At 71.2% G+C, this 20687-nt stretch carries 19 protein-coding genes; 14 read left to right on the top strand and 5 right to left on the bottom strand.

The annotated features are described in order from the left end of the window. Positions 1-44 precede the first annotated feature (44 nt). A complete protein-coding gene (locus MKK68_RS15235) occupies positions 45-1085 on the top strand; it encodes an aldose epimerase family protein (protein ID WP_244031019.1) in 1041 nt (346 codons plus the stop codon). On the opposite strand, the gene speB is transcribed toward MKK68_RS15235, so the two are convergent. Then, the gene (gene speB, locus MKK68_RS15240; protein WP_244031113.1) at positions 1064-2032 is read right to left on the bottom strand and encodes an agmatinase; all 969 of its coding nucleotides are present in this window, start codon (positions 2030-2032) and stop codon (positions 1064-1066) included. The genes MKK68_RS15235 and speB overlap by 22 nt on opposite strands. 292 nt (positions 2033-2324) lie before the next feature. Between speB and rpsT the strand changes: the two genes are divergently transcribed. From rpsT to MKK68_RS15265, 5 genes are all read left to right on the top strand, one after another. Continuing rightward, positions 2325-2597 carry a 30S ribosomal protein S20 gene (rpsT, locus tag MKK68_RS15245; RefSeq protein ID WP_147728871.1) on the top strand — a complete coding sequence of 91 codons (273 nt, stop codon included), beginning with the start codon at positions 2325-2327 and terminating at the stop codon, positions 2595-2597. Between the two features lie 910 nt (positions 2598-3507). Next, complete coding sequence (gene dnaA / locus MKK68_RS15250) at positions 3508-4995, top strand: chromosomal replication initiator protein DnaA (protein WP_147862941.1); 1488 nt, start codon at positions 3508-3510, stop codon at positions 4993-4995. Positions 4996-5196: 201 nt separating this feature from the next. After that, a complete protein-coding gene (gene dnaN, locus MKK68_RS15255; RefSeq protein WP_147844487.1) occupies positions 5197-6315 on the top strand; it encodes a DNA polymerase III subunit beta in 1119 nt (372 codons plus the stop codon). 56 nt (positions 6316-6371) lie between these two features. Beyond that, the gene (gene recF, locus MKK68_RS15260) at positions 6372-7502 is read left to right on the top strand and encodes a DNA replication/repair protein RecF (protein ID WP_244031020.1); all 1131 of its coding nucleotides are present in this window, start codon (positions 6372-6374) and stop codon (positions 7500-7502) included. 20 nt (positions 7503-7522) lie between these two features. Continuing rightward, positions 7523-8134 carry a LysE family translocator gene (locus MKK68_RS15265; RefSeq protein ID WP_244031021.1) on the top strand — a complete coding sequence of 204 codons (612 nt, stop codon included), beginning with the start codon at positions 7523-7525 and terminating at the stop codon, positions 8132-8134. 3 nt (positions 8135-8137) lie between these two features. Here MKK68_RS15265 and MKK68_RS15270 read toward each other — a convergent pair whose 3' ends face one another. Together MKK68_RS15270 and MKK68_RS15275 are read right to left on the bottom strand one after the other, a co-directional pair. Beyond that, complete coding sequence (locus MKK68_RS15270) at positions 8138-8542, bottom strand: type II toxin-antitoxin system VapC family toxin (RefSeq protein ID WP_147729276.1); 405 nt, start codon at positions 8540-8542, stop codon at positions 8138-8140. Then, on the bottom strand, positions 8542-8778 hold the full coding sequence (locus MKK68_RS15275; protein ID WP_147729277.1) for a type II toxin-antitoxin system VapB family antitoxin: 237 nt from the start codon (positions 8776-8778) through the stop codon (positions 8542-8544). Before MKK68_RS15275 ends, MKK68_RS15270 begins: the two co-directional genes overlap by 1 nt. A gap of 78 nt (positions 8779-8856) precedes the next feature. Here MKK68_RS15275 and recQ point away from each other — a divergent pair, with 78 nt between their 5' ends. The 8 genes from recQ (at position 8857) to MKK68_RS15315 (ending at position 17611) form a co-directional block, all read left to right on the top strand. Further along, a complete protein-coding gene (recQ, locus tag MKK68_RS15280; protein WP_147859671.1) occupies positions 8857-10707 on the top strand; it encodes a DNA helicase RecQ in 1851 nt (616 codons plus the stop codon). 639 nt (positions 10708-11346) lie between these two features. Beyond that, positions 11347-12540 carry a hydrolase gene (locus tag MKK68_RS15285; protein WP_244031022.1) on the top strand — a complete coding sequence of 398 codons (1194 nt, stop codon included), beginning with the start codon at positions 11347-11349 and terminating at the stop codon, positions 12538-12540. 154 nt (positions 12541-12694) lie between these two features. Next, positions 12695-14914 carry a phosphoribosylformylglycinamidine synthase subunit PurL gene (purL, locus tag MKK68_RS15290; protein WP_147727613.1) on the top strand — a complete coding sequence of 740 codons (2220 nt, stop codon included), beginning with the start codon at positions 12695-12697 and terminating at the stop codon, positions 14912-14914. 25 nt (positions 14915-14939) lie between these two features. Next, positions 14940-15176 carry a BolA/IbaG family iron-sulfur metabolism protein gene (locus tag MKK68_RS15295; RefSeq protein ID WP_147727612.1) on the top strand — a complete coding sequence of 79 codons (237 nt, stop codon included), beginning with the start codon at positions 14940-14942 and terminating at the stop codon, positions 15174-15176. A 23-nt stretch (positions 15177-15199) separates the two neighbouring features. Continuing rightward, on the top strand, positions 15200-15700 hold the full coding sequence (locus tag MKK68_RS15300; RefSeq protein WP_279605362.1) for a DUF29 family protein: 501 nt from the start codon (positions 15200-15202) through the stop codon (positions 15698-15700). 30 nt (positions 15701-15730) lie between these two features. Continuing rightward, a complete protein-coding gene (gene grxD, locus MKK68_RS15305; protein ID WP_147727610.1) occupies positions 15731-16069 on the top strand; it encodes a Grx4 family monothiol glutaredoxin in 339 nt (112 codons plus the stop codon). A 137-nt stretch (positions 16070-16206) separates the two neighbouring features. Next, positions 16207-17106 carry an NAD(P)/FAD-dependent oxidoreductase gene (locus MKK68_RS15310; protein WP_244031025.1) on the top strand — a complete coding sequence of 300 codons (900 nt, stop codon included), beginning with the start codon at positions 16207-16209 and terminating at the stop codon, positions 17104-17106. Positions 17107-17392: 286 nt separating this feature from the next. Further along, a complete protein-coding gene (locus MKK68_RS15315; protein ID WP_147842991.1) occupies positions 17393-17611 on the top strand; it encodes a hypothetical protein in 219 nt (72 codons plus the stop codon). 19 nt (positions 17612-17630) lie between these two features. Here MKK68_RS15315 and MKK68_RS15320 read toward each other — a convergent pair whose 3' ends face one another. Then, the gene (locus MKK68_RS15320; RefSeq protein ID WP_244031027.1) at positions 17631-18443 is read right to left on the bottom strand and encodes a hypothetical protein; all 813 of its coding nucleotides are present in this window, start codon (positions 18441-18443) and stop codon (positions 17631-17633) included. A 108-nt stretch (positions 18444-18551) separates the two neighbouring features. After that, on the bottom strand, positions 18552-20630 hold the full coding sequence (locus MKK68_RS15325; protein ID WP_244031040.1) for a M3 family metallopeptidase: 2079 nt from the start codon (positions 20628-20630) through the stop codon (positions 18552-18554). Positions 20631-20687 lie beyond the last annotated feature (57 nt).

Here is a 20687-nt window from a genome sequence, read left to right on the forward strand (position 1 = left end):
CGGGTCTCGCGCGTAATCCCCGCGTCACGGGACGGGAACGGGCGATGACGGGCGAGACCTTCGGACGGACGGCGGACGGGGAGACGGTGACACGCTTCACCCTGGTGCGCGGGCCGCTGCGCGTGCAGGTGCTCGATTACGGCGGGATCGTCACCGCGATCGAGACGCCGGATCGCGGGGGGCGCGTCGGCAGCGTCGTGCTCGGCCTCGATACGGTGGCGGGCTACGAGACCAAGAGCCCGCATTTCGGCGGCCTGATCGGGCGCTTCGCCAACCGCATCGCCAAGGGGCGCTTCACGGTCGACGGCCACGCCTACGCCCTGCCGATCAACGAGCCGCCGAACGCGATGCATGGCGGGCCGCGCGGCTTCGACCGGCGGATGTGGCGCGTCGAATCGGTCGATGACGCGCACCTGACGCTCGCGCGCCGCTCGCCCGACGGCGAGGAGGGATTTCCGGGCAACCTCGACGTCGCGGTGACCTACGGCCTGCCCGAGGACGGGACGCTGCGGATCGACTACCGCGCGCATACCGATCGCCCGACCGTGCTCAACCTGACGAACCACGGCTACTTCAACCTGGCGGGCGAAGGCGCCGGCGACGTCATGGGCCACGTCGTCACGATCCCGGCCGACGCGGTGCTGGAGACCGACGCGACGCAGGTGCCCACCGGCACGCTGCGGCCGGTGGCCGGCACGGCGTTCGATTTCCGCACCGGCATGGCGCTCGGCCGGCGCATCCGCGACGGCGATCCGCAGCTCGCGTTCGCCAAGGGCTACGACCACTGCTTCGTCCTCCGCGATGCGGACGGACGGCTGCGGCCGGCGGCGACCTGCATCGCGCCGGGGAGCGGGCGCCGCCTCGACGTGGCGACGACGCTGCCGGGCCTGCAGCTCTACACCGGCAACAACCTCGACGGGACGCTGATCGGCCCGAGCGGCCGGATCTACCGCTCGGGCGACGCGGTCTGCTTCGAGACGCAGGCCTTCCCCGACGCCCCGAACCACCCCGGCTTCCCGCCGGCGGTGCTGCGGCCCGGCGAGCGTTTCGCGTCGGCGACGACCTACCGGTTCTCGCTCGCCTGATCGGCGTCCGCCCGCGCCGCCCGGCGTGCGGCGACCGCGTCGGCGAGCAGGCACAGGATCTCGAAGGCGAGCTGGCCGCCGGTGAGCGCGGTGAGCCCCGACGGGTCGAGGGGCGGCGCCACCTCCACGAGGTCGGCGCCGACGAGGTCGAGGCCGCGCAGGCTGCGCAGCAGGGCCAGCGCCTCGCGGGTGGTCAGCCCGCCGATCTCCGGCGTGCCGGTGCCGGGCGCATAGGCCGGGTCGAGGCTGTCGATGTCGAAGCTGAGATAGGTCGGGCCGCGGCCGGCGATGGCGCGGGCCTCGGCCGCGACCTCCGGCATGCCGCGGCCGGCGGCCTCCTCCATGGTGATGACGCGGATGCCCCGGGCGCAGGCCCAGTCGCGCTCGTCCGCCGCATCCATGCTGCCGCGGATGCCGATCTGCACGCAGCGCCGCGGATCGAGCACGCCGTCCTCCACCGCGCGGCGGAACGGGGTTCCGTGGGTGAGCCGGGTGCCGCCGTACTGCGCGTCGTCGGTGTCGCTGTGGGCGTCGATGTGCACGAGGCCGAGCGGCCGGTCGCGCCCGAGCGCCCGGAGGATCGGATAGCTGATCAGGTGGTCGCCGCCGACGCCGAGCGGCACGATGCCGGCCGCTCTGAGGCCGCCCATGAACGCCTCGATCCGCCGGCAGGTCTCGCCGGCGTCGATCGGGTTCACCGGCACGTCGCCGAGGTCGGCGCAGGCCGCCAGCGCGTAGGGCGCGAGCCCGCTGGCATGGTTGATCGCCCGCGTGCCGGTCGAGGCCTCGCGCACGCCGCGCGGGCCGAGGCGGGTGCCCGGCCGGTTCGTGGTCGCCCCGTCGAACGGGATGCCGACGAGGCCGATCTCGACGCCCTCGGCGCCTCGCGGATCGCGGCAGGGCAGCCGCATGAAGCTCGCCACGCCGGCAAAGCGCGGCGTCTCCATGCCGGAGGCCGGACGGAACGCCGCGATGCGAGCCGCATCCGCCTCGCTCACCCTGTGCACCACGCTGGTCCCTCCCCGGATCGCCCGGTATCATCCCGGGCCGGCCCGGCGCGATCAAGCCGGATGCGCCGATCCGCGTTGACGACGCGGCGTCCCGTGGCTATAGAGCCGGCTCTGCCGAGGGCCCGTGCGGTTGCACGCGTCGTCGGCTTCGCCATTCGCCACACCCAGCGCAGACCGATCCGAGGCTCCCCGAGCTCGAAGGTCCCCGCCCTTTGATACGAGGATGCCCATGGCCAACACCGTGTCGGCCAAGAAAATGACCCGCAAGATCGCCAAGCGCACGGCGATCAACCGCTCGCGCCGCTCCCGGATGCGTACCTTCGTCCGCAAGGTCGAGGAGGCCATCGCCGCGGGCGTGCAGTCCGACGCCCTCAGCGCGCTCCGCGCCGCCGAGCCGGAGATCATGCGGGCCGCCCAGAGCGGCATCGTTCACAAGAACAATGCCTCGCGCAAGGTTTCGCGCCTCGCCGCCCGCGTGAAGGCCCTGGCCGCCGCCGCCTGAGCGCGGCCGCCGTCGGCACCGCCGACGCGCCATCAGGTCCCGATACGAAAAAGCCCGGCCTTCGCGCCGGGCTTTTTCGTGTGCCCGAGCCATCGCGGCCATGTCCTCATTCTTCGGGACGGCGAGCGCGCTCGACGCGAGGCGCGTACCCTCCGCGATCGCCCTCCCCTGAGGCGGGCTGCTGCATCTTGCGCATGATGGCAGCCGGTGAGCCTTCGAAGGCCCGCACGGCCCCCTCCCCCGTCCGGGAGAGGGTCGGGGTTGGGGTGAGACCTGCCCGGAAGGACCTGTCCCCTCACCCTGCCCCCTTGACCCTGTCCCCCTGCCGAACGGGAGAGGGCACCGGCGCCGCGCCGGCACGACGCCGTCGTTCAGTCGCCGTCGCGGGGTCGAGCAACGCGGAGATCCGGGCGCCAGCCTGGGCGATGCGGACCGATCGTTGCCCGCGACACCGCCGTCGAGACGCGCTCCGGGAGCGCCTGAGGGCGCGGTCGATGTTCGCGCCTTGTCCCCGCTTGGCGCGTGACGAAGCGTTAACCCATTTTCAAAAATCCATTTCGTTGCGGAGTCTTCGGGGCGGGTGTAGCTTAACAAAACCTCACCACGCCCCAGCAAACCCACAGCATCTCCGCCACCAAGCCGAATCATGCGTCGAATCAAAGCCGTATCGTGCGTCGCTTCGACTCCGCTCGACTCGCCGAAGTGGCGGTCAAGGCTTTCCCCGCAAGTCCCACTGTTAAAACTACCGTAGGCAATTGTTGATAGGCTCTTCAAATCGACCAGCAGCGTCGTCGGACGGGTTGACTCCCTCCGATTTTTGCGCCCCGCCCGTGTTCACGGGGTGTTCCAGTGTGCGTGCGTACGCCCCGTCGGCGGGTCTCCCGTCCTCGGTGCGAGGAGAGTGTCAGTGATGCATGTCGACGAGAGCGTGTCGGGCGGCGGCGGAAGCGGCGGAGGAAACGGGTCCACGGAGGCCGCCGCAGCCTGGGGACGGGTGAAACGCCGCCTGCGGGCCGAGCTCGGCGAGGACGTGTTCGCGAGCTGGTTCGCCCGCCTGGAGCTGGATTGCGTCGTCGGCGGCACCGCCCGCCTGACCGTGCCGACCCGGTTCCTGAAGAGCTGGATCGAGTCGCACTACCTCGACCGGGTGCTGAACACCTTCAAGGCCGAGGTCGAGGAGGTCGGCCGCATCGAGGTCGGCGTGCGCGGCACCACCGCCCCCGTCCGCCCGGTGGCGCCCGGCGCCCCGAAGCCCGGCCCGACCAGCGGCCCGCTCGCCCGCCTCCACGCCGCCGGCACGCCCGCCCCGATGCCGACGACCCCGGCGCCCGACATGCGCGCCGAGATCGCCGGCGAGCTCAACGGCGCGCCCCTCGACGCGCGGCTCACCTTCGCGAACTTCCTGCTCGGCCGGTCGAACTCCCTGGCGCATGCCGCCGCCGACCGCGTCGCCCGCCACGATGGCGAGGGTGCGCTCTACAACCCGCTCTACTTCCATGCCGGCGTCGGCCTGGGAAAGACCCACCTGCTGCACGGCATCGGCCACGCCGCCCGCGAGGCCGGCCGCCGGGTGATCTACCTCACGGCCGACCGCTTCATGTACGGCTTCGTCAACGCCCTGAAGACCCAGAACGCGCTCGCCTTCAAGGAGCGCCTGCGCGGCATCGACCTGCTGATCCTCGACGACGTGCAGTTCATCCAGGGCAAGTCGATCCAGGCCGAGTTCGGCCACACCATCAACGCGCTGATCGATGCCGGCCGCCAGGTCGTCGTCGCCTCCGACCGGCCGCCGACGGAGCTGGAGGCGCTCGACGAGCGCGTCCGCTCGCGCCTGGCCGGCGGCCTCGTGGTCGAGATCGGGATGCTGGACGAGCAGCTCCGCGCCTCGATCCTCTCCGCGCGGCTCGCCGCCGTGCGGGTGGCGCATCCGAGCTTCGAGGTCTCGCCGGCGGTGGCGACCTACGTGGCCCGCGCGATCACGGCCAACGGCCGCGACCTCGAGGGCGCCGTGAACCGCCTGCTGGCCCATGCCACGCTCACCGGCACCGCCGTGACCATGGAGACGGCCGAGACCGCGATCCGCGACCTCGTGAAGAACCGCGAGCCGAAGCGGATCAAGATCGAGGACATCCAGAAGCTCGTCGCCTCGCGCTACAACGTCTCGCGCTCCGACATCCTCAGCGAGCGCCGCACCGCCGCGGTGGTGAAGCCGCGCCAGATCGCGATGTACCTGTCGAAGGTGCTGACCCTGCGCTCGCTGCCCGAGATCGGCCGCCGCTTCGGGGGGCGCGACCACACCACGGTGCTCCACGCCGTGCGCAAGATCGAGAAGCTGATCGGCGAGGACGCGGTTCTCGGCGACGAGGTCGAGCTCCTGAAGCGCATGCTGCAGGATTGATCCTGCTCCGTCCCTCCCCTCTCGCGGGGCGGGACGCGCGGGGCGGGTCGTCGGCCCGTCCCGCCCCCGATCGCCCTGTGCGAGGGACGAATCGCGCCCTTGCCTTCGCGGCGCCGCTTCGCCAAGCTGAACGGCCAAACTCCGAACCCGCCGGCCGCGGCGGCGTTCGAGCACGGTCCTTCGAGCATTCAGAGTACTGCGATGAGAGTCACTGTCGAGCGTGCGGCCCTCCTACGGTCGCTCGGCCACGTGCACCGCGTCGTGGAGCGGCGCAACACGATCCCGATCCTGTCGAACGTGCTGCTGCGTGCCACCGACGGCGGCCTCCAGCTGCGGGCGACCGACCTCGACATCGAGGTGACCGAGACCGTGCCGGCCGACGTCTCGGATCCGGGTGCCACCACCGTGCCGGCCCACGTGATCTACGACATCGTGCGCAAGCTCCCCGAGGGCGCGCAGGTCTCGCTCGAGACCGGCGGCGAGTCCGGCCAGATGACGATCCGCTCCGGCCGCTCGCGCTTCGCGCTCGGCGCCCTGCCGGAAGGCGACTTCCCGGACCTCGCCGCGGGCGAGCTGCCGCACAGCTTCGGCATCGCGGCCGCCGACCTCAAGCGCCTGATCGAGAAGACCCAGTTCGCGATCTCGACCGAGGAGACGCGCTACTACCTCAACGGCATCTATCTCCACACCATCGAGGCGGAGGGGCTGAAGCTGCGCGCGGTCGCCACCGACGGTCACCGGCTCGCCCGCGTCGAGATCGACGCGCCGGAGGGCAGCGCCGGCATGCCGGGCATCATCGTGCCGCGCAAGGCGGTCGCCGAGATCCAGAAGCTCGTCGACGACGGCGGCGACAGCGTCGCCATCGACCTCTCGCCCGCCAAGATCCGCCTGCGCTTCGCCTCCGGCGTGACGCTGATCTCCAAGCTGATCGACGGCACCTTCCCCGACTACCAGCGCGTCATCCCGGCCGGAAACGACAAGCGCCTCACCGTCGAGCGCGAATCCTTCGCGCGGGCGGTGGACCGGGTCTCGACGATCTCGTCGGAGCGCGGCCGGGCGGTGAAGCTCGGCCTGCAGGAGGGCCGCCTCTCGCTCTCGGTCAACAACCCGGATTCGGGCAGCGCGACGGAGGAGCTCGACGTCGACTACGAGGCCGCCGGCCTCGATATCGGCTTCAATGCCCGCTACCTCCTCGACATCACCGGCCAGCTTGAGGGCGACACCGCCCTGTTCAAGCTCGCCGATCCGGGCTCCCCGACCCTGATCCAGGACCGCGAGGGCGCCTCGGCGCTGTACGTGCTGATGCCGATGCGGGTGTGAGCGAGGCACCGGTTTCGCACTCGGGTGGGCCATCGAACGAGACGGATGATGCGGATGTGCAGCGCCTCACCCGCCTGACCGCCCGCGACTTCCGCAACCACGCCGATCTCGACCTGCCGCTGTCGGACCGCTTCGTCGCGCTCGTCGGCGAGAACGGGGCGGGCAAGACCAACATCCTGGAGGCGATCTCGCTGTTCGCGCCCGGCCGCGGACTGCGGCGGGCCGAGTTCTCGGCGATGGCGCGCAAGGACGGCCCCGGCGGGTTCGCCGTCTCGGTGACGCTGGCGCGCGACGGGGCGGAGCACCGCCTCGGGACCGGATGCGAGCCGCCGGGCTTCGACGGGCGCATCAGCCGGCTCTGCCGGATCGACGGGGCCGGCGCGCCCTCCCCGGTCGCCTTCTCGGAGTTCCTGCGCGTTGTCTGGCTGACGCCGGACCTCGACGGGCTGTTCCGCGGGCCGGGCGGCGACCGCCGCCGCTTCCTCGACCGGCTCGTGCTCGCGGTCGATTCCGGCCACGGCGCCCGCGTCTCGGCGATGGAGCGGGCGCTGCGCTCGCGCAACCGCCTGCTGGAGGAGCGCCCGAACGACGGCCGCTGGCTCGACGCGATCGAGCGCGAGGTCGCCGAGCTCGGCGTCGCCGTCGCGCTCGCCCGCCGAGAGACCACCGAGCGGCTGGATCGCCTGATCCACGAGACCCGCGACGACGCGCAGCCGTTTCCCTGGGCGGCCCTGCGCCTGGAGGGCGACCTCGACGACCTCGTCGCGGTCTGGCCGGCGCTCGAGGCGGAGGACCGCTTCCGCCTCGCCCTCGCCCGGGGCCGCCCGCGCGACCGCGCCGCCGGGCGCACGCTGTCGGGCCCCCAGACCAGCGATCTCGTGGTCCGGCACGGCCCGAAGGACGTGCCGGCCGCCACCGCCTCGACCGGCGAGCAGAAGGCGCTGCTGATCGGCCTCGTGCTCGCCCATGCCAAGCTGGTGCGGGCGATGAGCGGGATCGCGCCGCTGATCCTCCTCGACGAGGTCGCCGCCCACCTCGACCCCCGCCGCCGCGCCGGCCTGTTCGCGGCCCTCGACGCGTTGCCGGGGCAGGTGTTCATGACCGGGGCCGACGCGGCGATGTTCGCCGAGCTCGGCGGGCGGGCCGATGTGATAGGAATCTCAGACGGGCGCATCGCGCGGCCCTGATCTCGACCCTCGTGACCACGATGCCGCTGTCCAGCCTCGCCTTCTTCGCCGCCGTCTATGCCATCGCCGTCGCCTCGCCCGGCCCGGGCATCGCCGCGCTCGTGGCGCGGGTGCTGGCGCGGGGGACGCCGGGGATCATCGGCTTCGCGGCGGGGTTCGTCGCGGGCGATCTCGTCGGGTTCTCGCTGACGGTGGCGGGCCTTGCCATGGTGGCGCAGACCTTCGCGATCGGATTCGTCGTCCTGAAATACGCCGGCGCGATCTATCTCGCGTATCTCGCCTGGGGAGCCTGGACCGCCCGCACCGACGCGGTCGAAGCCGCGCCCATGGCCGGACACGGCGCCGTTCGCCTGTTTCTCGGCGGACTGACCCTCACTTTGGGCAACCCGAAGGTGATCCTGTTCTTCCTGGCCCTGCTGCCGACTGTCGTCGACCTCGATCATCTCACGCCGCTGGGCATCGCGGAGATCGCGGCGACGATCGTCGTCGTGCTGAGTGCGGTGCTGGCGGCCTATGTGCTCGCCGCGGCCCGCGCGCGCCGGGTCTTCACGTCGTCTCGCGCCCGTCGCGCGATCAATCGTGGGGCCGGAACGGTCATGGCCGGCGCCGCCGTCGCCATCGTCGCGCGCTGACCCTCAAGCCATCGCCGAGCGAATGTCGGTCTGCGGAAAGTCGTCGCCGACGAAGAGCAGGGGAACGTCGTGGACCTGGGCGCAGGCATAGGCGAAGCAGTCGCCCAGATTGAGCTGTGCCGGATGCCCGCGGCCCTTGCCGTAGCGTGCATGCGCGGCGAGGGCTTCGTGGCTTTCCGCCGCGGCGATCGGCACCAATCGGATGCCGGCGGCCAGGAGGAACCGTTCGATCTGCGATTCGGAGTTCGCGACGTCCTGACTCAATTTTCGCGAGAGGGCCATGACGGTCTCGAAGACGGCAAGCGCCGAGGTGATCGGTGCTTCGGCTTGGTCGAGGCACCGGATCAACGCCGCCGCTGGCGGCTCTGCGCTCATGATCGCGACCATGGCGGAGGCATCGACGAACATCACTCGTCGTTCAGGCCGTCGTAGAAGGCCTTGTCGGCCTCCAGACCCGTTCGCGGTACGGCGGCGATCTCATCGAGCAGGGGCCGCAACCGTTCGGCCAGCGGTAGGGCGCGATCCCGCCGCTCCAGTTCGTTGGCCAGCGCGATCTTCACCGCCTCGGTCTTGCTGACCCGGGCGAGGGCCGCCAGTTTGTCGGCGAGGCGGTTCACCTCCTCGCTTCGGATGTTCAGCGGCATCGCGCGCGTCCGTGTAGACAATCTGCTGTTAGTGTATACGCACCCCGGCGGCAAGCCGTGGTTTCACCTGGGACAGGCATGACCTCACGACTCGACGATGCGCGGCGCGCCCTCAAGACCACCTTCGGCTACGACGATTTCCGACCCGGCCAGGACGAGGTGATCGAGGCGGTGCTCTCGGGCGCGGACGTGTTCGCGGTGATGCCGACGGGCTCGGGCAAGTCGATGACCTACCAGCTGCCGGCGCTGGTGGAGGATTCGCTCACCGTCGTGGTCTCGCCGCTGATCGCGCTGATGCACGACCAAGTGCAGCAGATGCGCGGCTTCGGCGTCGCGGCAGCGACCCTGAACTCGTCGGTGGCCGAATCTGTCTCGCGCGAGACCTGGCGGATGATCCGCGCGAACGAGCTGCGGCTGCTCTTCGTCTCGCCCGAGCGCCTGCTGATGGACGGCTGCATGGACGCGCTGCGCGGCGCGGGCGTCCGCCGGCTCGCGGTCGACGAGGCGCATTGCGTCTCGCAATGGGGCCACGACTTCCGCCCCGAATATCGTGCGCTGTCCCGCGCCCGCGAGGCGCTCGGCGACGTCCAGACCGTGGCGCTGACGGCGACCGCCGACAAGGCGACGCGGGCCGAGATCGCCGAGCGCCTGTTTCCCCAAGGGCGCGACCTCAAGACCTTCGTCCACTCCTTCGACCGGCCGAACATCGGCCTGACCTTCGCCGCCAAGGACAACCCGACCCGGCAGATCGAGCGCTTCCTCAAGCACCGCCGCTCCGAGAGCGGGATCATCTACTGCTCGTCGCGCAAGCGCACCGAGCAGCTGGCCGAGAGCCTGAAGAAGGACGGCTTCAACGCGTATCCCTACCATGCCGGGCTCGACCAGGGCACGCGCATGCGCAACCAGGACACCTTCCTGCAGGAGGACGGCGTCGTGATGACCGCGACGGTGGCCTTCGGCATGGGCATCAACAAGCCCGACGTGCGCTTCGTCTGCCACGCCGACATGCCGGGCAACGTCGAGGGCTACTACCAGGAGATCGGCCGCGCCGGCCGCGACGGGCTGCCCGCCGACACGCTGACCCTCTACGGCCTCGACGACATGGCCCTGCGCCGCCGCCAGATCGACGAGAAGGAGGTGCCGGACGAGCGCCGCCGCGTCGAGCGGCGCAAGCTCGAGGCGATGATCGCGCTGTGCGAAGGCGCGGCCTGCCGCCGGCAATCGCTGCTCGCCTACTTCGACGAGGCCAGCGGCCATTGCGGCCGGTGCGACCTCTGCCGCGGCGGCGTCACGCTCGTCGACGGCACGGTCCCGGCCCAGAAGATCCTCTCGGCGATCGTGCGCACCGGGCAGCGCTACGGCGCGGCCTATGTCTGCGACGTGGTCCACGGCAAGGTGAGCGAGCCGATCCGCCGCAACGGCCACGAGCAGCTCAAGACCTTCGGCGTCGGCGCCGACAAGCCGGTCGCCGCCTGGCGCGCGATCCTGCGCCAGCTCTTCGCCGCCGGCGCGGTGGCCGAGAACACCGACGGCTACGGCGGCCTCACCATGACCGACAAGGGCGAGGCGATCCTGTTCGGCCGCGAGCCGGTGCAGCTCCGCCCCGACCCGGAGCCGAAATCGGCCGAGCCGCGCGAGCGCCGCCGCGCGGGCGCCGTGCGCGACGCCGGCTCGGACGACCTGAGCCCGGCCGACGAGGCCCTGTTCCAGCACCTGCGCGGCCTACGCGCCACCATCGCGCGCGCCGACAACATCGCCGCCTTCATGGTGTTTCCCGATCGGACGCTGATCGAGATGGCCAAGGGCAAGCCGGTGGATCTCTACGCGCTGCGCACCGTCCACGGCGTCGGCGAGCGCAAGCGCGAGGCCTACGGCGAAAGGTTCGTCGCCGCGATCGCCGAGTTCCTGGCGCATCCCCCGGCGGCGTGACGGGCGGAGCCGGCATCGGCGACGTCTCAGCTTGTAGGCTCGCTCGACAAGCTTCTCGCGACCCACGCCAGACGTGCGGAGAGCCGTGGGCGCTCCTCCGACGCAGCCATCCGTGGTGGTCGAGCAAACGCAATTCCGCGCGGGAAGCGAACCTTGACCGTGGGAAGGCGTCCTACGGCATCGCCGTGGCCCACTGCCGGGTGTTTGCGGTTGAAGCAGCGGCTTTCGCGGACCGACCCAAGCTAGGTCAACTTCCTCGGTCCGGCCAACCCCCATCGGATACGTATGACCGCTTGGGTGCCATTCGACTTTTGTACAGTCTGGGATGGACGCCAAGGCAGGCGGGGCGGCGGACAATCTGCCGCCCGCGCGCTGCGGCTCGGCCTTCTCCGCTCTCAACCGTGAGCGGGCGGGGTGGCGATGTCCGCCTCGATCGATCCGTCGCCCGGAAGCGGACAGGCCGAAAGCCACTCTTTGCGGTGCCCCCCGAGTTTCTCAACGGGTCATAACGCCGGCGTCTTTTCGCTCGTCTCCGGGGCGTGCCGTCGTGTAGGGAGCCGGCATCCTTCGATAGCAACAGCGCCGGAACGCTCCGTCATCACCCGATTCAGCGACACGCCCACCGCCGATCCGCAAGAGGTGGTCAGGCGCCAGGTCTTCTACCTGCCCGGCTTCGATCCGCGCCAGCCCGAGACCTACTGGGGCCTCTTCCGTCGCGAGAGCCGGCTGACGGCCGCGCGCCGCGGGCTCGACATCGCGGTGAGCGACCCGTCGCGCAGCGCCGACCGCCTCAGCCTCGACTGGACCGTCGAATCGGGGGGCACCCGCACGCGCTACGGCCTGCTGCGCTGGGACGACATCGTGCGTGCGCGCTTCCCGCGCCCCAACTGGCGGCGCCTCCTCACGGTGCCGGCCCTGCTGTGGCGGCTCAGGCGCTCGGGCTACGAACGGCGCCTGCGCCGCGAAGGGCGTAGCTTCGCCATGGTGATCTTCGGCGTCCAGTACCTGTTCCTGGTGTTCGTGGCGTTGAGCCTCGGGCTCGCCGCGCTGCTGCCGCTGGCGCTGCCGGCCGACTGGCGGCCGTGGTCGTGGCTCGCGGTACCGGGCGCGGCCTACGCGATCCTGGCCGGGATCATGGCGATCACCCGCGGCAAGCCGTTCTACTGCGCCCACCTCGTCGACGACACCGCCTTCACCCACGACCACGCGGCCGGCCGCGAAGCCCGGATGCCCGAGCGCCTCGACGCCATGGCCGCGCGCATCGCCGCCGCCGAGGGCACCGCCGACGAAGTCGTGGTGATCGGCCATTCCTCGTCGAGCTTCCTCGGGGTCGAGGTGCTCGACCGGATCCTCTCGGCCGATCCCGCCTTCGGCACCCGCGGCACGCCGGTCTCGTTCGTGACGCTGGGCAGCGTGATCCCCTGGATCGCCCTCGACCGCCCCGCGGTGAAGTTCCGGGCGGCGCTCGCGCGCTTCGCCGCCGCCGACCAGATCCGCTGGCTCGACGTGCGCGCGCCCTGGGACTGGCTGTCGATCCACCTGCGCGATCCGCTGACCGCCTCCGACGTGCCCTCGCCCGACCGCGGGCGCCCGGCCACGCGCTACGTCCGGCTGGAGGACCTGATCGAGCATCGTCTCATTCGAGGCCGACGCTTCAACCTGTTCCAGATGCACTTCCAGCTCTTGATGTCGAGCCTGGACACGGACGGGTTCGACTACATCGCCCTGGTCTCCGGGCCGGAGCCGGTGCACGCGGCGATCGACCGCCGGTGCGGGGCGCGGCCGGCGAGCCCGTCCGAAGGCGGCGCGACGGCCGTCCCGGTCCGCGCCTGAGCGCTCCGACCCCGGGACGGGCCGGGCGGATGTGTGATCGAATGTTGCCAGGGCGGGCGCTTACCCTCTAGAGCCGTGGCGACTCCCGAGCCGGCGCCGACCTTGCCGACGGCGCCATCTCCGATCGGGACCGGATTTTCGTCGAGACCGCCGCATGTTCCGCAACGATGTCCCGATCACGCCCGAGCTCGTCCGCCAGCACGGCCTGACGCCGGACGAGTACCAACGGTTCCGTGGGTTGATCGGGCGCGATCCGACGCTGACCGAGCTCGGCATCGTCTCGGCGATGTGGAACGAGCACTGCTCGTACAAGTCGTCGCGCAAGCACCTGCGCGGATTGCCGACGACGGGGCCGTGGGTGATCCAGGGGCCGGGCGAGAACGCCGGCGTCATCGACATCGGCGACGGCCTCGCCTGCGTCTTCAAGATGGAAAGCCACAACCACCCGAGCTTCATCGAGCCCTACCAGGGCGCGGCGACCGGCGTCGGCGGCATCCTGCGCGACGTCTTCACCATGGGGGCGCGCCCGATCGCGGCCCTGAACGCCCTGCGCTTCGGCTCGCCCGACCACCCCCGCACGCGCCACCTCGTCTCGGGCGTGGTCGCCGGCATCGGCGGCTACGGCAACTCCTTCGGGGTGCCGACGGTCGGCGGCGCGGTCGGCTTCCACCCGCGCTACGACGGCAACATCCTGGTCAACGCCATGGCGGTCGGCCTCGCCAAGGCCGACGCGATCTTCTACGCGGCGGCCTCGGGCGTCGGGAACCCGATCGTCTACCTCGGCTCGAAGACCGGGCGCGACGGCATCCACGGCGCCACCATGGCGTCGGCCGAGTTCGACGCCGAGACCGAGTCGAAGCGCCCGACCGTGCAGGTCGGCGACCCCTTCGCCGAGAAGCTCCTGCTCGAGGCCTGCCTCGAGCTGATGCGCTCGGGCGCGGTCATCGCGATCCAGGACATGGGGGCTGCCGGCCTGACCTGCTCGGCCGTCGAGATGGGCGCCAAGGGGGATCTGGGCGTCGAGCTCGACATCGAGAAGGTGCCCGCCCGCGAGGCCGGCATGACCCCTTACGAGATGATGCTGTCGGAGAGCCAGGAGCGCATGCTCATGGTTCTGAAGCCCGGCATGGAGGCCGAGGCCGAGGCGATCTTCGTGAAGTGGGGCCTCGACTTCGCGGTGATCGGCAAGACCACCGACACCCTGCGCTTCGTGGTGAAGTGGCACGGCGACGTCGTCGCCGACCTGCCGATCAAGGAGCTCGGCGACGAGGCGCCGCTCTACGACCGGCCGCACATCGCCAACACGCACCTGCCCGAGATCCAGGCCGCGGACGTCGCGGCGCCGGCCTCCCTGACCGAGGCGCTGAAGCGGCTCGTCGGCTCGCCCGAGCTGTGCTCGAAGCGCTGGGTCTACGAGCAGTACGACCACTTCATCGGCGGCAACACCGTGCAGAAGCCCGGCGGCGACGCCGCGATCGTCCGCGTCGAGGACGGTCCCCGCGGGCTGGCGCTCACCGCCGACGTGACGCCGCGCTATTGCGAGGCCGACCCGGTCGAGGGCGGCCGGCAGGCGGTGGCCGAGGCGTGGCGCAACATCACCGCCGTCGGCGGGCGGCCGCTGGCGATCACCGACAACCTGAACTTCGGCAACCCCGAGAAGCCCGAGGTGATGGGCCAGCTCGTCGGCTGCCTCCAGGGCATCGGCGAGGCCTGCAAGGCGCTCGACTTCCCCGTCGTGTCCGGCAACGTCTCGCTCTACAACGAGACCAACGGCGTCGGCATCCTGCCCACGCCGACCATCGGCGGCGTCGGCGTGCTCGACGACGTCGCGCGCCACGCCACCATCGCCCTGAAGCGCGAGGGCGACGTGCTGGTGCTGGTGGGCGCCGCCGAGGGGTGGCTCGGGCAGTCGATCTACCTGTCGGTGATCGAGGGCCGCGAGGAGGGGGCGCCGCCGCCCGTCGACCTGTCGCTCGAGCGCCGCAACGGCGACTTCGTCCGCGGGCTCATCGCCTCGGGCCAGGTCGACACCGTGCACGACCTCTCCGACGGCGGCCTCGCGGTGGCGTTGGCCGAGATGGCGATGGCGGGCAGCTTCGGCGCGACGCTGCCCGAGGCGCCGGAGGGCATGCCGGCGCACGCCTACCTCTTCGGCGAGGACCAGGCGCGCTACCTCGTCGCCGTGCCGGCCGAGGCCGCGACCGACATCCTCTACGCCGCCTCGGCGCAGGGCATCGACGCGTCGGTGGTCGGCGTGGTCGAGGGCGACGGTTTGACCCTGCCGGGCGGGCAGACCATATCGGTCGCCGAGCTCCGCGACGCCCACGAAGGCTGGCTGCCGGCCTACATGGCGAGCCTTCCGGCGGCCGCCTGACACCCCCGACCCGAGGAACCGACCGATGCCGATGGACGCGCGCGAGATCGAGCGGATGATCGTCGAGGCCCTGCCCGACGCCAAGGTGGAGATCAAGGATCTCGCCGGCGACGGCGACCACTACGCCGCCACGGTGCTGTCGGCGGCGTTCAAGGGCAAGACCCGCGTCGCCCAGCACCAGATGGTCTACGGCGCGCTCCAGGGGCGGATGGGGGGCGTGCTCCACGCCCTTGCGCTGACGACGGGCGTCCCGCAGGATTAGGCCTCCGTTCCACGGTGGTGCCGATGGACCAGCCGAGCCTCTACGACGACGACATCGTGACCTGGTCCGAGCAGCAGGCGGCGAGCCTGCGCGCCCTGGCGGCTCGGCCCGACCTCTCGAATGCGCGCGCTTGGGAGAACATCGCCGAGGAGGTCGAGGGCTTGGGACGGTCTCAGACGCAGGGCGTCGAGAGTGCCATCCTCCTCGTCCTTGTCCCGAAGTACCTTTCAGCTCCGTCCGCGCAATCGACCCGATCCTGGCGGGTCGAGGTGGTCGCCTACCAGGCGACGGCACGCCGGAACTACAAGCGCTCCATGCGACAGAGGATCGACTGGGAAGACTTCTGGACCACCGCGAAGGCGAACGCCGCCGTGTCGCTCGAGATGTACGGTGACAGCCTCGTCCCTGGGTCGCCGGCGACGATGCCTTTCGATCCGGACGAGATCGTGGCGAAAAGCTTCGATATGGATTGGGCGCTAAAGCGGTTGGCCTCGGCATTGGAAATGCCTGCCGACCATCATTAGATCTGCTGAAACGAACGAGGATCGGAACCCATGAGCGACGTCAACGCAACGATCGAGAACGAGATCAAGTCCCAGGACGTGGTCGTGTTCATGAAGGGCACGCCCACCATGCCGCAATGCGGCTTCTCGGGGCAGGTCGTTCAGATCCTCAACTACCTCGAAGTGCCGTTCAAGGGCGTGAACGTCTTGGCCGACGCCGGCATCCGCGACGGCATCAAGGCCTATTCCAATTGGCCGACCATCCCGCAGATCTACGTGAAGGGCGAGTTCGTCGGCGGCTGCGACATCACCCGCGAGATGTTCCAGTCGGGCGAGCTGCAGACCTTCCTCGCCGAGAAGGGCGTCCCGGTGAAGTCCGCCGCCGCCTGAGCCGGCCTTCGCGGACGGACGACGACGAAGGGCGCCGCGGCGCCCTTTTTCGTGGCCGCATCCGAGAAACGTTCGGCACGGATCCGGCTTGAGCCCGAGAGGGGCAACCGGAGGCGCGCCTCGGGCGCGGCGTCATCATGCACGACGTGATCATCGTGGGCGGCGGCCCGGCGGGGCTCAACGCGGCGCTCATTCTCGGGCGCTGCCGGCGCACCGTCCTGCTCCTCGACCACGGCACCCCGCGCAACGCCGCGGCCCGCCTGACCTGGGGCGTCTACACCCGGGACGGCACGCCGCCGGCCGAGCTTCGCGCCCTCGCCCGCGCCGACCTCGAGCGCTACGACACCGTCGCGCTGCGCCAGGCCGAGGTCGTGGAAGCGCGCGCGATCGACGGCGGTTTCGCGATCACGCTCGCGGACGGCACCCGGGAGACCGCCCGCCGGCTGATCCTCGCCACCGGCCTGCACCAGGACCTGCCCGCGATCCAGGGCTTCGCGCGCTACTGGGGCACCGGCGTCCATTCCTGCCCGTATTGCGACGGCTACGAGGCACGCGACCGGCCGATCGCGGCCTACGCCCACGGCCCCGTCGCGAAGGGGTTCGCCCTGGAGCTGACGGCCTGGAGCGGCAACGTCACGCTCTGCACCGACGGCCATCCGACCGACCTCTCCGAGGACGATCGGGCGCGCCTCGCCCGAAACGGCGTGCGGCTGGTCGAGGCGCCGATCGCCCGCCTGGACGGCGACGAGGCGGGGCCGACGCATCTCGCCTTCGCGGACGGCAGCGCCCTGCCCTGCCGCGCGGTGTTCCTGATGCCGATGGGATGCCTGCCGTCGCAGCTCATCCGGCAGCTGGGCTGCGCCCTGAACGAGGCCGGCGTGGTGCCGACGCGCGATTACGAGAAGACCGACGTGCCGGGGCTCTACGTAGCCGGCGACGCCTCGCGCCGGGTGCAGTTCGCGATCGTCGCCGCCGCCGAGGGCGCCATGGCGGCCTTCGCGGTCAACACCGAGCTCCTGCGCGAGGACACCCGCTGACGTTTCCGAGAGACGCGATTAGCCGTGCATCCGCAGGGTGCATTTCGCGGGGCTGCCGACGACTTGCGAAGCCACGTCGCGCCGGATGCGTAGTCTGGAGATCTGCCGAAAGGCGAAGTCGGCGTGCGATTTCACACCAGGGCCGGGGCGCTGCAATGCAATGATGAAAAAATAGTTCCGTTCTCGAAACTTTCGGAACTTGTTCAGGTTGTCCCCGTTACTCACGTACGGCCGAGGTTTCCTGGACCGCCGGTGCCGACGCTCCGCTGTCTCTGCAAGGCCGGTCATGCCCGTCTTCGACGCCAAAAACCTCGGGACCCAGTTCGAAGGCCAAGCCTTGCTCGCGGCGATCCTGCACCCGACGCGCATCGCCCAGACTCGCGCCCTCACCCATGGCCGCCAGCGCGCCGAGCGCGCCGCCGCCATGGCGGACCCGATGACGATCGAGCCGCGCTACCCGGTCGGCGCCGGCGTGCTGACCCAGACGCCGATCGCCTCGACCTGACGGCGTTGCGCGCCGCGTCCTACCAGGGCTGCGGCGTGACGAGGCCCTGACGCGTCACCACGACCCATTCCCACCCGCGCCGCTCGACGGCTTCGACCCGCCCGACTCCCGGAATGGCGTCGCCGATCGCGACCTCCACCAGGCGGCGGCGGCGATCCTCCAGCATGGCGGTGCCGTCGTACACGTCGCGGACGGCCCAGGACTCGATCACCGCCGGCTTCGGCTTGGCGTCCGGGATGCTCCCGGTCTGGACCGGCTCGGGCTTCGCGACCGGAGCCGGCGGCGCGGCGGACGCGACGGTGCGCTTCTCGGCTTGGGCCGCCGCCGCCGCGAGGCGGGCGCCCTGCTCCTTCTCCGCCTGCTCGATCCGCTCGCCGAGGGCGGCGATCTTCGCCACCAGGGCGGATTCGGTCTTGCCGACCTTCTCGGTCAGCGCGGCGCTGCGGGCCTTCGCCTCGCTGCGCGCGGCGTCCGCAGCGTCCTTGAGGGCCGCGACCGACTTGTCGAGGCGATCGGAAGCGATGGCGAGGCGCGACGCCTCCGAGCGGTTGGCCTCGAGCGCCGCGTTGATCTCGGCTAGGACGACCGCCGTCCCCTGAGGCCGGGGCGTCGCCAGGATCGCGGTGCCGGCGCCGAGCACCGTGCCGACCGCGAGTGCGGCGCCCGCCAGCCCCATCGTCACCGCATCGAACCGGCGGACGGCCCTGGCAGCCGTCGGCACGGGCGCCGCCGCCTTGCTCTCGGCGGGCTTCGCGCCGGAGACCGCGGCCTTCAGCAGGGCCTCCGGCGAGGCGGCCGATTTCTCCACGGCCGAATCGATGATCGTCGTCATGGCCCTCGCCTCCGCGTCCGGCATCTCTGTCGAAAGCTTTGGTTAAGGACGTTTGTTTACCGAAGGGTTACCGCGCCGCGCGTGCCGAGGCGGCGCGGGCCTTCCCCCTCAGGCCGCCAGCCCGCGCTTGCGCAGCAACGGCTCGGTGCTCGGCAGGCGCCCGCGGAAGGCGGTGTAGGCCTCGCGCGGGTCGCGCAGGTTGCCGGCGCCGTAGACGTAGGTGCGCAGGCGCGCGGCGGTCGCCGGATCGAAGATGTCGCCGGCCTCGCGGAAGGCGTCGAAGGCGTCCGCATCCAGCACCTCGGACCAGAGATAGCTGTAGTAGCCGGCCGCATAGCCGTCGCCCGAGAAGATGTGGGCGAAGTGCGGCGTGCGGTGGCGCATTTTGATCTCGGCCGGCATCGCGATGCGCTCGAGCGCGTCGGCTTCGAAGGCCCCCACGTCGAGCCCGTTCTCGCCCTCGGCCGAGAGGTGCAGCGTCATGTCGACGATCGCCGACGCGGTGTACTCGACGGTGGCGAAGCCCTGATTAAAGGTGCGGGCGGCGAGCAGCTTCGTCAGCAGCGCCTCCGGCATCGGCTCGCCGGTGCGGTGGTGGCGGGCATGGGTCCGCAGCACCTCCGGCTGCTCCAGCCAGTGCTCGTAGAGCTGCGACGGCAGCTCGACGAAGTCGCCCGACACGGCGGTGCCGGCGAGCAGCGGGTAGGTCACGTCGGAGAGGAGGCCGTGCAGGGCATGGCCGAACTCGTGGAAGAGGGTCCGGGCGTCGTCGAAGGACAGCAGGGCCGCCTCGCCGGCGGGCGCCTTTGCGAAGTTCATCACGTTGACGATGATCGGCTTCACGTCGCCGGTGAGCCGTTCCTGCGAGCGGAAGGCGCTCATCCAGGCGCCGCTGCGCTTCGACGGCCGTGCGAAGTAATCGCCGAGGAAGGTGCCGACCTCGGAGCCGTCGGCGTTCGCGACGCGCCAGGCGCGCACGTCCGGGTGGTAGCGCGGAACGTCCTTGAGCTCGGTGAAGCGCAGGCCGAACAGGCGGGAGGCCGTGTCGAACGAAGCGGCGATCACCGAATCGAGCGGCAGGTAGGCCTTGATCTCGCTCTCGTCGAGATCGTGCTCGGCGCGCCGCAGCTTCTCGGCGTAGTGACGCCAGTCATGGGCCTGGAGGGCGAAATTGCCGCCCTCGGCCTGGACGATCGCCTGGAGCCGGTCGCGCTCGGCCCCGGCCTGCCTGCGGGCCGGGGTCCAGACCTCGCGCAGCAGGCCCATCGCCGCGTCCGGGGTCGCGGCCATGGTGTCGTCGAGCTTGAAGTGGGCGAAGCTGTCGAAGCCGAGGAGCCTGGCCCGCTCGGCGCGCAAGCTGACGATCTCGCGGATGATGCCGCGGTTGTCGGTGGCCCCGCCGCCCTCGCCGCGGCGGATCCAGGCCTCGTAGGCGCGCTCGCGCAGGTCGCGCCGGGTCGAGCACACCAGGAACGGCTCGATCAGCGAGCGCGACAGGGTGATGGCGTGGCTGTGCGCGCCCCCGCGCTCCTTGGCGGCGTCGGCCGCCGAGGCGATCAGGAAGTCGGGCAGGCCGGCGCGGTCCTCCGCCGCGTCGAGGGGCAGCAGGAAGCTGCTCTCGTCGGCCAGCAGGTTCTGGCTGAACTGGGTTCCGAGTTCCGACATCCGCGCCGCGATCTCGGCGACGCGGCGCTTGTCCTCGGGCCCGAGGTCGGCGCCGGAGCGACGGAAGCGGGTGCGGTAGCGGGACAGAACCCGGCGCTCCTCGCCGCCCAGGCCTTCGGCGTCGGCGTCGACCGCCGAGATGCGCGCCCACAGGTCGGGGTTGAGGTAGATCGCGCTGCTGTGGCGCGACAGCTTCGGGCCGATCGTTCGCTCGATCGCCTGAAGCTCGGGGTTCGTGTGGCTGCCGGTGAGGTTGTAGAACACGCCGGCGACTCGATCGAGGGCCAGGCCCGCCCGCTCCATCGCCGCGACGGTGTTGGAGAAGGTGGGCGCCGCGGTCTCGCCGGCGATCGCCGCGATCTCGGCCTTGTGGGACGACAAAGCCGCCTCGAAGGCCGGCAGGTAGTGCTCGGGGCTGATGCGCTCGAACGGCGGAAGCTCGGCCGGCGTGCCCCAGGCCGTCTCGGAGAAGGGGTTGTCGGCCGGAAGGTCGGCGAGCCCGGGGTTTTGCGCTGTCGTCATCTGAAAGGTCCCGATGTCGCGCGCCGTGCCCTGGCCGGCGGCGTTCCGGCCTGGGCC

Source organism: Methylobacterium sp. E-016 (genome assembly GCF_022829745.1).
Classification (GTDB): Bacteria; Pseudomonadota; Alphaproteobacteria; order Rhizobiales; family Beijerinckiaceae; genus Methylobacterium.